The 12,925-nt window shown below is 71.5% G+C and carries 12 protein-coding genes; 7 read left to right on the top strand and 5 right to left on the bottom strand.

The window, feature by feature from the left end; translation table 11 throughout:
* Nucleotides 1-58 precede the first annotated feature (58 nt).
* Nucleotides 59-1,021 (top strand): ABC transporter ATP-binding protein, encoded by a 963-nt coding sequence (locus AC5RV6_RS03940; protein WP_494005969.1) that lies wholly within the window; start codon nt 59-61, stop codon nt 1,019-1,021.
* Entirely contained in the window at nt 1,018-1,896 is an 879-nt protein-coding gene (locus tag AC5RV6_RS03935; RefSeq protein ID WP_494005968.1) for an ABC transporter permease, read from the top strand. The genes AC5RV6_RS03940 and AC5RV6_RS03935 overlap by 4 nt, the downstream gene beginning before the upstream one ends.
* Nucleotides 1,897-1,932: 36 nt before the next feature.
* Here AC5RV6_RS03935 and AC5RV6_RS03930 read toward each other — a convergent pair whose 3' ends face one another.
* From AC5RV6_RS03930 to AC5RV6_RS03920, 3 genes are all read right to left on the bottom strand, one after another.
* Entirely contained in the window at nt 1,933-2,529 is a 597-nt protein-coding gene (locus AC5RV6_RS03930; protein ID WP_494005967.1) for an HdeD family acid-resistance protein, read from the bottom strand.
* Between the two features lie 68 nt (nt 2,530-2,597).
* Complete coding sequence (locus AC5RV6_RS03925) at nt 2,598-3,452, bottom strand: SGNH/GDSL hydrolase family protein (RefSeq protein ID WP_494005966.1); 855 nt, start codon at nt 3,450-3,452, stop codon at nt 2,598-2,600.
* Between the two features lie 104 nt (nt 3,453-3,556).
* Nucleotides 3,557-4,228 carry a phosphoribosyltransferase gene (locus tag AC5RV6_RS03920; protein WP_494005965.1) on the bottom strand — a complete coding sequence of 224 codons (672 nt, stop codon included), beginning with the start codon at nt 4,226-4,228 and terminating at the stop codon, nt 3,557-3,559.
* 90 nt (nt 4,229-4,318) lie between these two features.
* Between AC5RV6_RS03920 and AC5RV6_RS03915 the strand changes: the two genes are divergently transcribed.
* On the top strand, nt 4,319-5,071 hold the full coding sequence (locus AC5RV6_RS03915; protein ID WP_494005964.1) for an SDR family NAD(P)-dependent oxidoreductase: 753 nt from the start codon (nt 4,319-4,321) through the stop codon (nt 5,069-5,071).
* A gap of 18 nt (nt 5,072-5,089) precedes the next feature.
* Here the strand turns inward: AC5RV6_RS03915 and AC5RV6_RS03910 are convergent, their stop codons facing one another.
* On the bottom strand, nt 5,090-5,779 hold the full coding sequence (locus AC5RV6_RS03910) for a hypothetical protein (protein ID WP_494005963.1): 690 nt from the start codon (nt 5,777-5,779) through the stop codon (nt 5,090-5,092).
* A gap of 170 nt (nt 5,780-5,949) precedes the next feature.
* Between AC5RV6_RS03910 and AC5RV6_RS03905 the strand changes: the two genes are divergently transcribed.
* Both AC5RV6_RS03905 and AC5RV6_RS03900 read left to right on the top strand, forming a co-directional pair.
* On the top strand, nt 5,950-6,441 hold the full coding sequence (locus AC5RV6_RS03905; RefSeq protein ID WP_494005962.1) for an Hsp20/alpha crystallin family protein: 492 nt from the start codon (nt 5,950-5,952) through the stop codon (nt 6,439-6,441).
* A gap of 134 nt (nt 6,442-6,575) precedes the next feature.
* Nucleotides 6,576-8,969 carry an ATP-binding cassette domain-containing protein gene (locus tag AC5RV6_RS03900; RefSeq protein WP_494005961.1) on the top strand — a complete coding sequence of 798 codons (2,394 nt, stop codon included), beginning with the start codon at nt 6,576-6,578 and terminating at the stop codon, nt 8,967-8,969.
* A gap of 25 nt (nt 8,970-8,994) precedes the next feature.
* Here the strand turns inward: AC5RV6_RS03900 and AC5RV6_RS03895 are convergent, their stop codons facing one another.
* On the bottom strand, nt 8,995-9,753 hold the full coding sequence (locus tag AC5RV6_RS03895; RefSeq protein WP_494005960.1) for a class I SAM-dependent methyltransferase: 759 nt from the start codon (nt 9,751-9,753) through the stop codon (nt 8,995-8,997).
* Nucleotides 9,754-9,899: 146 nt separating this feature from the next.
* Between AC5RV6_RS03895 and AC5RV6_RS03890 the strand changes: the two genes are divergently transcribed.
* Nucleotides 9,900-11,225 carry a M20 family metallopeptidase gene (locus AC5RV6_RS03890; protein WP_494005959.1) on the top strand — a complete coding sequence of 442 codons (1,326 nt, stop codon included), beginning with the start codon at nt 9,900-9,902 and terminating at the stop codon, nt 11,223-11,225.
* A gap of 43 nt (nt 11,226-11,268) precedes the next feature.
* Complete coding sequence (locus AC5RV6_RS03885) at nt 11,269-12,894, top strand: AbgT family transporter (protein WP_494005958.1); 1,626 nt, start codon at nt 11,269-11,271, stop codon at nt 12,892-12,894.
* Nucleotides 12,895-12,925 lie beyond the last annotated feature (31 nt).

Here is a 12,925-nt window from a genome sequence, read left to right as displayed (position 1 = left end):
TACACTTCTCACGACGCCGGCAAAGGACCGGCCTGCCGGGCGACAGGGAGCAGCGACCATGGACACCACGGAGCCGGCGGTCAGCGTCCGGGGCCTGACGAAAAGGTACGGGCCCACGACGGCCGTGGACGGGCTGTCCTTCGACGTGGAACCGGGCAGTGTGTTCGCCTTCCTCGGCACCAACGGGGCCGGCAAGTCCACCACCATCTCCTGCCTGACCACGGTGCTGGGCTTCGACGAGGGCGAGGCCTCGGTCTGCGGAGCCGATGTGCGCACCGCCGCGGCGAAGGTCCGGAGGCAGATCGGCGTCGTGTTCCAGGATTCGCTCCTTGACCCGCTGCTGACCGGACGGGAAAACCTGCGGGCCCGCGCGCGCTTCTACTCCCCGGACGCGTCGGCGAACGAGGCGCGGATTGAGGAACTGAGCCGGCTGATCGGCCTCACGGACTTTCTGGACCGACGCTACGGCACATATTCCGGCGGCCAGCGCCGCCGCGTCGACATCGCCCGCGCCCTGCTGCACTCGCCCGCGGTGCTGTTCCTGGACGAGCCCACGGCCGGCCTGGATCCGGCCAGCCGCGCCGTCGTCTGGTCGACCATCCGGCAGCTGCGCGAAGCGAGCGGGCTCACCGTGTTCCTCACCACCCACTACATGGAGGAAACCGAGGAGGCGGACCGGGTGTGCATCATCGACCGCGGCCGGATCATCGCCGACGGCACCCCGGAGCAGCTGCGGGCCCGGTACAGCGCCTCCGTGCTCAGCATTGCCACCACGGACCGGCCGGGCCTGCTGGAGCTCGCCCGGGCGGCGGGTGCCGAGGTCCGGGCCGCGGACGACGACGGCGTGGTGCGGCTGGTGGTCGACGGCGCCGGCACGGCACGCGCCCTCCTCGCCCGGCACGGGGAGAAGGTCGTGGACTTCGAATTCCGGCACGGCACCATGGACGACGTCTTCCTGGCCCTCACCGGGCAGGGTTCCGGAACGCCCTCCGGCCGCAACGAAGCAGGGACTGCGGCATGAACGTCGTCGGCACGCTGGTGGGCAGGAACCTGCGGCTGTTCTTCCGGGACCGGCTGGGGGTGTTCTTCTCGCTGCTTTCGGCGCTCATCCTGTTCCTGCTCTACACCCTCTTCCTGGGCAGTACGCAGGTCGAGGACCTGCAGCAGTCCTTCCCCGGCGCCACCGAGGACGAGGTGAAGGGATTTGTGGACAGCTGGATGTTCTCCGGCATCGTCGGGATCACCGCCATCACCACCGGGCTGGGGGCGGTGAACGTCTTCGTGGAGGACTCGGAGTCGGGCCGGTTCCGCGACTTCCTGGTCTCACCGATCAGCCGCGAAAAGCTCATCCTCGGCTACCTCGTGTCCGCCGGGATCATCGCCCTGATCATGACGACCGTGGTGCTGATCGTCTCCCTGGCCTACCTGTACTTCGTGGACGGCATCAGCTACACGGCGGCGGGCATCGCCGTCATCTACGGTTTCCTGGCGCTGAGCTGCCTGGCCTTCGCCTCGCTCAGCGCCTTCGCGGTGTCCTTTGTCCGCACGGCGGGCGCGTACTCCGCCCTGTCCACCATCGTCGGCACCATCCTGGGGTTCCTGGCCGGTGCCTACATCCCGGTGGGAGCCCTTCCCGACGGGGTGCGCACCGTGGTCAATGCGCTGCCCTTCATGCAGGCGGCCGTGCCGATCCGGCAGGAAATGACCGGGGACGCCCTGGAGGCCATGGCGGGCGGCCAGCCCGGGGCGGTGGAGGAGATCCAGGGCATCTTCGGGATCACCGCGAGCGTGGGGGGCCGGGAGATCACCGGGGTGTTCGTGGTCGGTGTCCTCTGCGCCATGCTCGTCGCCTTCACGCTGCTGGCCGCGGTCCGGATCCGGCGCCGGATCCGCTGACGGCGCCGGATCCGCTGAACGGTGCCGGTCCCGGGCTCAGGCGTGGCGGGCCGCGCCCCGGCCGAAGGTCAGGGCGCGCACCAGCTGGACCACTCCGAGCAGCAGCAGGAAAATCCCGCCGAAGACCACCAGCGCGGCCAGCGAGCTGACCGGCAGGAACAGCACCACGACGCCGGCCAGCAGGGAGATCACCCCGTAGGTGATGGCGTACCAGCGGGAGCCGCCGGATTCGACCTCGGTCAGGGCCATGACCCCCTCCACGATCCAGGCGATGCCCACGACCATGCCCAGGACCGTCAGCGAAGCCAGCGGGTTCCGGATGGCCACGATGCCGACGATCACCAGCAGCACCCCGACGATGATGTTCAGGACCCGCAGCCCGGTGGAGAACGGGGTGATGATGCCGCTGATGATCCGGATTCCGCCGCTGATGACGAAATAGAGGCCGAACAGGACAGCGATGACGTCCAGGGTGGCTCCGGGCCAGAAGAGCACCACCAGTCCCAGAATCAGGCTGACGGCGCCGGTGACGCCGAGCGCGGTCCGGAAGGCCCTGAGGGCGCTGCTGGTCAGGTCCTCGACGTTCAGGTTCAGGGTGCCGCGTGGATCGAACGTGCTGCTTGAGAAGGACATGGCTGCCTCCGCTTTCGGTTGTCGGGAACGGACGGCCGTTTCCCTGGCGCCGCGGCCCGGCAGCTGCGCTAGCGCGCCGCGGCCGGGCTCTGGCTGTGGCGTCCCGGCTCGGGCCGGGACAGATGGTCTTCGACCAGGGCGGCGACGGCGGCCATGCCCTCACGATTGGGGTGGAAGGGCAGGGGAGCGTCCTCGCCGTCCGGACGCAGCGCCGCGCTGGTCCACGGCTCGGCCGACCACGCGTGGTGCTCCGCGCCGGCGTCCGCGACGGCCACCAGCTCACATCCCGCGGTTGCCGCGGCCTCCTCGGTGGCCCGCTTCAGCGCGGCCGCAAGCAGGCGTGCCCGGGCCGCCTGCCGGGCGGACAGCACCGGCACCCGGGTGCGCGGATCCGGCGGAACGACGGTCAGGTACTCCACGAAGAGGATCCTGGCCAGGGGAGCCCGGCGCCGCAGCAGCTGCGCCACCAGCAGCATGGATGCCGGAAGCAGGGCAAGGTTCCGCGGGGCGGCGGCAGGCGCCGCCGCTGCACGGACCAGGTGTGCGGCGCGGAGCAGCGGCACGCTGCGGGCCGGCAGGCCGGCGAGCATCAGCGCGGTCGCGTAGCCGATGTCGTTGCCGCCCACCGTGACGGTCACCAGCCGGGTGTCGAACGTCAGCGCGTCCGCCTGCGGAGGCTGCCCGTACTGCCGGGCCCACAGCACCTGCGCGGTCGTGGCCCCGGAGCTGGTGGCGTCCACCAGGCGCAGCCCGAGCCGTTCCGCCAGCAGATGCGGGTAGTTGCCGGTGGTCCGCCGGGCCTGGGCCACGGAGCCCGCGGCACGCGGCCCGAGGCCGGGGCCGGAGGCGAAGGAGCTGCCGAGGGCAACGTAGCGGGCGCCCCGCCACTGCGGGGAGCCGGCGGCCCCGGAAGCTTCCTCCATAGGGTCAATTGTCGATTTCAGTGCGGGCTATTGCCATCTGTCGGCACCGGTTTGGCCTGCCCGGCCCCGGATTGCGGCTTCCGGATCGCGGTCCCGCGGGAGCCTCAGCCGGCGGCGAGCAGCCCGGTCACCTCGGCGTCCGTGGTCTGCGGAAACTGCCCGTACGCCATTCCCACCGCCGCAAGGCGCGGCGGCTGGTACGGAACGACGACGTCGTCGGCCAACCCGCCGACGGCGGCCGCCGCGCCGCCGCAGCTTACAGGAGCGGCGGCGACCAGCCGTTTCGCCCCCGCGGCCCGCGCGGCCAGCAGGGCCGCGCGCATGCTGGCGCCGGTGGCCAGGCCGTCATCGACCAGCAGCACCGTCCTGTCCTGCAGCGACAGCGGCCCCCGCCCCCTGCGGTACAGCTCCTGCCGCCGACGCAGCTCGCGCTCCTCCGCATCGGCTGCGGCTTCGAACGCCGCCGCGGCGCGGGCAGCGCCGTCGCGGGCCTCCCACCGCCGGTACACGTCGTCGTTGACGGCCCGGACCAGCTCACCGGCCACGCCGGCCAGTGCTCCCACGGCGAGTTCGGGCTGGGCGGGATGGCCGATCTTGCGGACCAGGAGCACGTCCAGCGGCGCGTCGAGGCCGGACGCCGCCTCCGCCGCCACCGGAACGCCCCCGCGCGGCAGGCCGAGCACCAGCAGGCCCGGCGTTCGCCGCCAGGGCTGCAGTGCCGCGGCCAGCTGCCGGCCGGCGTCGTGCCGGTCCCGATACCGCTGCGTCCCGTCCACCATCCACACGCTAGGAGCCGCCCGCCCGGGGTTCAAGGACGCCGTGAACGATCGTTGCCAAAGCTTCCGGCACCGGCAAAGGTGTAACCCATGAGAAAAACAGCACTTGTCACCGGAGCCACCTCCGGACTGGGCAGTGAGTTCGCCCGTCAGCTGGCCGAGCGCGGGCACGCAGTGGTCCTGACCGGCCGCAACGAAGCCCGGCTGAAGGAAACGGCGGAGGAGCTGGCAGCGACATGGCAGGTGCCCACGGAATGGCTGGCCGCCGACCTGGCGACGGCCGACGGCGTGGCGGCCGTCGCCGCCCGCGTGGCCCGGCCGGACATCGGCATCCTGGTCAACAACGCCGGCTACGGGCTGAAAAACGACTTCCACGCGAACCCCCTGCAGGACGAGGTCGACCACCTCAACGTCTTGGTGTCCGCTCCGCTGCAGCTCTCCCACGCTGCGATCAACAGCATGCTCGCCGCCGGCGGCGGCACCATCCTCAATGTCGCCTCCGTGGCCGGGTTCCTGCCGCGCGGCACCTACAGCGCCGCCAAGGCCTGGGTGATCAGCTTCAGCCGCTGGGCCAACATCCACTACCGGGGCCGCGGCATCAACGTCACCGCAGTCTGTCCCGGGTTCGTGCACACCGAGTTCCATCAGCGCATGCAGATGGACAAGTCCGTGTATCCGAACTGGATGTGGCTGGACGCTCCCCGCGTGGTCCGCGAAGCGCTCGCCGACGCCGACGCCGGCAAGGCGATTTCGATTCCCTCCAGGCGCTACAAGGTGCTGGCCGCCCTCGGCGCCCGCGGCCCGCAGCGGCTCGTGGCCCGGATCGCCGGCCGCGGCAGGTAGCGGGGGCCGGCCCGCAGGTCAGGCCGCCCGGTCCAGATCGGCGCGGGTGAGCCCGGTGCTCCCGGCCGGGCGGCTCTTGCGCACGGCGTTCTTGCGGATCGCTGATTTCACCGGCGAGAGAACGGCCCCGGGGCGCGGGCCGGACCCGGTGTCCGGGCCGCGCGTCGCCGTCACCGCGGGTGCCGTTGCCGCCGGCACCGGGAGCAGCTGCGTCCGCGGCGCCGCCGCAGATGCCGCCCGGGACGGCGCCAGCGCCCGCTGCACCTCGGGCGTCCCGGTCGCGCCTGCGGGGACCAGGGCGGAGAGGAACTCCTCGCGCGCCGCCGAGGTCGCTTCCAGGAAGGTCCGCAGCGCCTGTGCCTCATCGCGGCGGGCGCGTCTTTCCGCAGCCTGCCGCACCCGGCCGAAGGCCAGCCAGACCAGCACCAGCAGGGCGATGCCGGTGAGGTAGATCAGCGCCAGCCCCAGGGGCAGCGACGACGCGCCGCCGGAGAACAGCCCCAGCGCCGCAGCGGTGAGCCAGGCCGTCGACGCTGCACCGGCCGCTGCCCGTGCGCGCGCCTCCGTGGAGGCCTGGTGCCACCACTGCCGCAGGGCACGGACTCCGGCAGGGCCGGCAAACCGCCGAAGCACGGATAGGGAGCCGCGCACAGCGGCGAAACGGATGCGTGCGGACTGCCCGCCGGCAGCCGGCATCGGAACGGACACGGTGACCTACCTTCCACAGCGTGGGCGAATGAAAGACGGGAACTGGCGAGTTAGCACTCTCCAGATGCAAGTGCTAATCTACCGACGAAGTTGAGCGAAGCCAACTCAACTTCGGCGAAGACCCATCAGCACGATGCTTCATCGACTGCGAGTTGAAGGAGTTGATTGTTTTGGACCGATTCGATCCCATCCGCGAACTGGACCGCTTTGCCCAGGCCATGCGCCGCGAAACCCTGCGCGGGATGCCCATGGACCTTTACCGTGAAGAGAACCGGTACGTGCTCAGCGTGGACCTGCCCGGCGTGGACCCCGGCTCCGTGGACATCGACGTCGACGGCCAGCTGCTGACCATCCGCGCCGAACGCACCCTGCACGGCGGCGAAGGCGTGCAGTGGCTGAACCGGGAACGGGAGGGAGGCTCCTTCCTGCGCCAGCTCAGCCTGGGCCGGGAAATCGACACCGCGAACATCACCGCGCACTATGACAACGGCGTCCTCAACGTCGTGATCCCGGTCAGCGAGAAGGCCCGCCCGCGGCGCATCGAGGTGCAGTCCGGTTCGGCCGCCGACGCCGGCGCGGCGCCGGCGCTGAAGGCGGAGGCCGACGGCGGCGCCGCCGCTGCCGGATCCTCCAACCGGAAGATGGAGGCAGCCAACGCTTAGCCCCACAGGGCATCGGGCCCGCGGACCGGCGTCCGCGGGCCCTAAAGCGGTCAGGACCTGTCCGCAGGGACATGGACACCCGCTTGCTGCCCATGGCAGGATTTCGGCCGTCGGCAGCCGAGAGGGGAGAAGCCATGGAGCGCAGCACGGCAACGGAGGAGCCTGCGGTCCAGGCACCGGCCGCAGGCCGCGGCCGGGACGTCATCCGGGTGCAGGGCGCCCGCGTGAACAACCTCAAGGACGTCACCGTGGAGATTCCCAAGCGGGCGCTGACGGTCTTCACCGGCGTGTCCGGGTCCGGAAAGAGCTCGCTGGTGTTCGACACGATCGCCGCCGAATCCCGCCGACTGATCAATGAGACCTACAGCGCCTTCCTGCAGGGCTTCATGCCCGCCCTGGCCCGCCCCGAGGTGGACCGGCTGGAAGGACTGACCACTGCCATCCTGGTGGACCAGGAACGGATGGGCGCCAACCCGCGCTCCACCGTGGGCACCGCCACGGATGCCAACGCCATGCTGCGCATCCTGTTCAGCCGCCTGGGGCAGCCGCAGATCGGTTCGCCCAACGCCTATTCCTTCAACGTTCCCTCGGTGCGGGCCAGCGGGGCCATCACCGTCGAACGCGGCGGCAAAACGAAGGCGGAAAAGGCGGTGTTCAACCGGCTCGGCGGCATGTGCCCCCGGTGCGAGGGCATGGGCGCGGTCACCGACTTCGACCTCACCGCCCTGTTCGACGCCGGCAGGTCCCTCAGCGGGGGCGCCCTGCTGGTGCCCGGCTACAGCATGGACGGCTGGTACGGGCGGATCTTCTCCGGCTCCGGCTTCTTCGACATGGACAAGCCGCTGGGCCGCTACACCAAGCGCGAGCTGCACGACCTGCTCTACCGGGAACCCACCAAGGTCAAGGCCGACGGCATCAACGTCACGTATGAGGGCCTGATCCCGAAGATCCAGAAGTCCATGCTGTCCAAGGACCGCGAGGCCATGCAGCCGCACATCCGCGCCTTCGTCGACCGGGCGGTCACCTTCACCACCTGCCCGGACTGTGGCGGCACCCGGCTCTCACCCGAGGCCCGCTCCTCGAAGATCCGCGGCATCTCCATCGCCGACGCGTGCGCCATGCAGATCAGCGACCTCGCCCAGTGGGTTCGGGACCTGGACGAGCCCTCGGTGGGCCCGCTGCTGGCCGGGCTGCGGCACCTGTTCGACTCCTTCGCCGAGATCGGCCTCGGCTACCTGTCCCTGGACCGGCCCGCCGGCACGCTCTCCGGCGGCGAGGCCCAGCGCACCAAGATGATCCGGCACCTGGGCTCCTCGCTGACCGACGTCACCTACGTCTTCGACGAACCGACCGTCGGCCTGCACCCGCACGACATCCAGCGGATGAACCGGCTGCTGGAACAGCTGCGCGACAAGGGCAACACCGTGCTCGTCGTCGAGCACAAGCCGGAGACCATCGCGATCGCCGACCACGTGGTGGACCTCGGCCCGGGCGCCGGCGGCGCCGGCGGCACGGTCTGCTTCGAAGGCACCGTCGAGGGCCTGCGCCGCAGCGGCACCCTCACCGGGCGGCACCTGGATGACCGGGCCACGCTCAAGGACACGGTCCGGTCCGCGACCGGTGCGCTCGAGGTCCGCGGCGCCTCGGCCCACAACCTCAAGGACATCGACGTCGACATTCCGCTGGGAGTGTTCTGCGTCCTCACCGGTGTGGCCGGATCGGGCAAGAGCTCGCTGATCAACGGCTCCGTGGCGAAACGCGACGGCGTGGTCCTGGTGGACCAGGGGCCCATCAAGGGGTCCCGGCGGTCCAACCCCGCCACCTACACCGGCCTGCTGGAGCCGATCCGCAAGGCCTTCGCCAAGGCCAACGGCGTTAAGCCGGCCCTGTTCAGCTCCAACTCGGAGGGCGCCTGCCCGGCCTGCAACGGCGCCGGAGTCATCTACACCGACCTGGGCGTCATGGCCACGGTCGAATCGACCTGCGAGGACTGCCAGGGCCGGCGCTTCCAGCCGGCCGTGCTGGAGTTCACCCTGGGCGGGCGCAACATCGCCGAGGTGCTGGCCATGCCGGTCACCGAGGCCCGGGAGTTCTTCGGCGCCGGGGACGCGCGCACGCCCGCGGCGCGGAAGGTGCTCGACCGGCTCGCCGACGTCGGGCTCGGCTACCTGCACCTCGGGCAGCCGCTGACCACGCTCTCCGGCGGCGAGCGGCAGCGGCTGAAGCTGGCCGCGCAGATGGCCGAAAAGGGCGACATCTACGTCCTGGACGAGCCCACGACCGGGCTGCATCTGGCCGACGTCGAGCAGCTGCTGGCCCTGCTGGACCGGCTGGTGGACTCGGGACGCACCGTGATCGTGATTGAGCACCACCAGGCGGTGATGGCCCACGCCGACTGGATCATCGACCTCGGCCCCGGTGCGGGGCATGACGGCGGCCGCGTGGTCTTCGAGGGCACGCCCGCACAGCTGGTCGCAGACCGGTCCACGCTGACCGGACAGCACCTGGCCGACTACGTGGGCGCCTGAACAGGCGCACCCAAGCCGGGTCCGTTCAGGCCGGGACCGAGGCCGCCACGATGATTTCCCGGCTGGCGCCGGGGTCCAGCGGTCCGCCGTCCCAGTCCCCGAACCAGTCGACGCGGACAAAGCCGGCGTCCGCCAGCAGTACCGCCAGCCGGGCCGCGGACGTGAACCGCAGGGTGCTGCGGCTGGCGAAGGCCGCGTCGTCGGCCAGGAACCGGGTGCGTTCCTCGAAGGTGACCAGGACGGCGTCGTGCTCCGCATCAGCCACATCAAGCAGCGACCATTCGCTGGCAATGCGTCCGGCCGCGGTGTCCGACAGCTCAGGCCCGTCCTCCGCCGAATCCCAGCCCAGCCAGGCCTGGGCGGCGGGGTTGCGGGATTCGAACAGGAACCTGCCGCCGGGCGCCAGCCGGCTGCGCACGGCCGCCAGGGTCCCCCGGATGTCGTCCTCGGACGGCAGGCACTGGAACGCGTGGCCGGTCATCACCGCGACGTCGTAGGGCCCGGCCGGTGCACCGTCGGCCGTGCCGTCCACCCAGCGCACCGCACCCGCACCGGGACGGGCGCGGGCCGCCGCCAGCATGCCCGGCGCCGGATCGACGCCGGTCACCGTGTGCCCCGCCGCAGCGAGCCGGACGGCGAAGGACCCGGTGCCGCAGCCGACGTCCAGCACCCGCAGCGGGCCGGTCCCGATCAAATTCGCATAGAAGTCCGTGTCCCGGGAACCGGCATTCTGTTCGTCGTACAGGGCCACCAGGCGGGGCTCGGCATAGTGCAGGTCGTCCACGCATCCTCCAGATCCGGCCGGGCCACGGGTCCGTCCGCGCCGCCGAGGGAGAAGCATAGCGCCGGCCTCCGGCGTCGGGACAGGCCCGGCGCCGCAATGCGTTAACAGGTGGCCGCGGGGAACCATGTCGGTTCTAGGGTGGCTCTATGAACCAGCCCACCCAGCCCAGCAGCAGCTACCTGGACCGCCTGGCGGCGGAAACCGAGGCCCGCCGCAGCACCGCCCGCACGGAGGAGTCGCCTTTCCCCGGCGCTCCGGGGCAGCTGGCGGAGGCCGTGGAGCAGCGCGTTGACTCCCTTGCCCCGGAGCTGGCTGCACTGGCAGCCGAGCTGCACGCCGACCCGGAGACGGCCTACGAGGAGCACCGGAGCGCAGCCCGGATCGCCGACCTCCTCGAACGGCACGGCATCCCGGTGCAGGCGGGGGCGTACGGAGTGCCGACGGCGCTGCGCGCCGAGGTCGGCAGCGCGGGCCCGACCATTGCGGTCCTCGCCGAGTATGACGCCCTGCCCGAGGTGGGACACGCCTGCGGCCACAACGTCATTGCCGCCGCCGGCACGGGCGCGTTCCTGGCGCTGGCCGAAACGATCCGGGCAGACCCGGAGGCCTTCCCCGGCCGCGTCGTGCTGCTCGGCACCCCCGCCGAGGAAGGCTACTCCGGCAAGGAGGTCCTGGCCCGGGCCGGCGCGTTCGACGGGATCGACGCCGCCATCATGGTCCACCCGTACGGCTACGACCTGGCGGACCAGGTCTGGCTCGGCCGGCGCCTGCTGACCGTCACCTTCACCGGCGTCGCCGCCCACGCCTCGGCACAGCCGTTCATGGGCCGCAACGCGCTCGACGCCGCCACCCTCACCTATCAGGGCGTCGGGCTGCTCCGGCAGCAGCTGCCGCCGGTGGACCGGGTGCACGCGGTCATCGCCGACGGCGGCACGCGGCCGAGCATCATTCCGGAGCGGGCCGTGATGAAGCTGTACGCGCGCTCCAAGTACCCGGAGACCCTCCGCGAGCTCAGCCGCCGGCTGGAGGACGTGGCCCGCGGCGCCGCCCTGATGACCGGCACCGGCGTGGAGCTGGCCTGGGACGAGCATCCGCCGTCGCTGCCGGTGCGCACCAACCAGGCGCTGACCGGCCGCTGGGTCGCCGCACAGCGCCGGCGGGGCCGCAGCCCGCTGCCCGGCGGCGTGGTGTCCGAGACGATCGCCGCCTCCACCGACTTCGGCAACGTCAGCTACCGGATTCCCGGGATCCACCCGCTGATCGGCATCGCCGACGCCGACGTCGCCCTGCACACCCGGGAATTCGCCGCGGCCGCCGGGTCCCCGGCCGCCGCACGCGGGGCGGTCGACGCCGCCGCCGGGCTGGCCCTGACCGCCCTGGACTATCTCTGCGACCCCGCCCTCCGGGACGCCGTCGCGCAGGAGTTCGCCGACGCCGGCGGACCGGTGGACGTGCCCGCCTACTTCGACTGACCCCTGCACCGTCATCCGATCCGCCGACCGGGAGGAACACCGCATGAGCGCAGCACCCGCCGGGGCCGATGCCGGCTCTGCCCGCCGCACTGACCGCCTGCTGGCGGGCATTGAACGGGCCGGCAACAAGCTCCCCGACCCGTTCCTGCTCTTCCTGATCCTGTTTGCCGCGGTGGCCGTGGCCTCCACGCTGATGGCCTGGGCGAACGTCACCGTCCGGGTCCCGGGCAGCGACGAGGACACGGTGATCAAGGGCCTGTTCACCGGGGAGGGGCTGGCCTGGTTCACCACGACGCTGGGGGAGAACTACCTCGGGTTCCCGCCGCTGGCCACGGTCCTGCCGATCCTGCTGGCGGTGGGTGTGGCCGAGAAGTCCGGGCTGCTGGCCGCCTTGATCCGCCGCGCCTTCGGTTCCGCGCCGCGCTGGGCCCTGCCCTACGCCGTCGGGCTGGTCGGGGTGGTGGGCTCGATCATGGCCGACGCCGCCTTCGTCATCATTCCGCCGCTGGCGGCCCTGGTGTTCCGGGCCGCGGGCCGGCACCCGGTGGCCGGGCTGCTGGGCGGCTTCGCCGCCGCCGGAGCCGGTTACTCCACCTCGCTGGTGGTCACCAGCCTCGACGCGCTGTTTGCAGGCATCACGACGGCGGTCACCGAGACCCTGCCCGACCCCGGGTCACCGGTGAACCCGCTGTCCAACTACTTCTTCAACATCGCCTCATCGGTGGTGCTGATCCTGCTGGCCGGGTTCCTGATCGACAAGGTCCTGGAGCCTCGGCTGGTCCGCCAGGGCGTTCCGCGCGAGGAGTCGGATCCCGACGACGACGGCGCGGTCGCCCCGGGGACAACGGCGTCGGGGCCGGCGCCGGCGCAGCCCGCCGCCCCGACTGCCCTGGATCCGCACCTGAGCCCGGTGGAGCGGCGCGGAGTGCGGCTGGCGCTGCTGATCGGGGCCCTGACGGCCGCCGCAATCGCCGCCGCGGTGCTGGTGCCGGATTCGCCCTGGCGCAACGAGGACGGCGGCTTCCTGCCCCGGTCCCCGCTGCTGTCCTCGATCGTGTTCGTGGTGTTCGTGCTGTTCATCATTCCGGGCCTGGTCTACGGCCGGGTGACCGGATCCATGCCGGGCGCCCGCGACATTCCACGCGTCATGGGCGCCTCGATCAAGGAGATGAGCGGCTTCCTGGTCCTGGCCTTCGTGCTGGGCCAGTTCATCGCCCTGTTCAACTGGTCCGGCATCGGCAGCTGGATCGCGGTGATGGGCGCCTCGGGCCTGGAATCCATCGGGCTGACCGGCTATCCGGCCATCCTCGCCTTCGTCGCCCTGGCCTCCCTGCTGAACCTGTTCATCATTTCCGGCTCCGCGATGTGGACCCTGATGGCGGCCGTGTTCGTGCCGATGTTCGCCCTGCTGGGCTATGAACCGGCCTTCGTGCAGGCCGCCTTCCGGGTGGGGGACTCCGCCACCCAGGTGCTCACCCCGCTCAACCCCTACATGATCGTGCTGCTGACCATGCTGCGCCGCTACGAACCCGCGGCCGGCCTGGGCACGGTCATCGCCCGGATGCTTCCGTTCACGGTGGTGTTCTGGCTCGCCTGGACCGCCGTGCTCACCGTCTTCTACGTCCTGGACCTCCCGCTGGGACCGGGCAACGGCATCTTCATCCCGTAGTTCTCCTCCGGGCCCGTCCGGGCCCGCTGAC

This window comes from Arthrobacter saudimassiliensis, assembly GCF_059090665.1.
The sequence above is the reverse complement of the archived record's forward strand: the minus strand, read 5'-3'. Positions and strand labels throughout refer to the sequence as shown.

What these genes read in the sequence shown, in the direction of transcription:
- AC5RV6_RS03940 (WP_494005969.1), top strand. Translation starts at nt 59, where the DNA reads ATGGACACCACGGAGCCGGCGGTCAGCGTCCGGGGCCTGACGAAAAGG.
- AC5RV6_RS03935 (WP_494005968.1), top strand. Translation starts at nt 1,018, where the DNA reads ATGAACGTCGTCGGCACGCTGGTGGGCAGGAACCTGCGGCTGTTCTTC.
- AC5RV6_RS03930 (WP_494005967.1), bottom strand. Translation starts at nt 2,529, where the DNA reads ATGTCCTTCTCAAGCAGCACGTTCGATCCACGCGGCACCCTGAACCTG.
- AC5RV6_RS03925 (WP_494005966.1), bottom strand. Translation starts at nt 3,452, where the DNA reads ATGGAGGAAGCTTCCGGGGCCGCCGGCTCCCCGCAGTGGCGGGGCGCC.
- AC5RV6_RS03915 (WP_494005964.1), top strand. Translation starts at nt 4,319, where the DNA reads ATGAGAAAAACAGCACTTGTCACCGGAGCCACCTCCGGACTGGGCAGT.
- AC5RV6_RS03900 (WP_494005961.1), top strand. Translation starts at nt 6,576, where the DNA reads ATGGAGCGCAGCACGGCAACGGAGGAGCCTGCGGTCCAGGCACCGGCC.
- AC5RV6_RS03890 (WP_494005959.1), top strand. Translation starts at nt 9,900, where the DNA reads ATGAACCAGCCCACCCAGCCCAGCAGCAGCTACCTGGACCGCCTGGCG.
- AC5RV6_RS03885 (WP_494005958.1), top strand. Translation starts at nt 11,269, where the DNA reads ATGAGCGCAGCACCCGCCGGGGCCGATGCCGGCTCTGCCCGCCGCACT.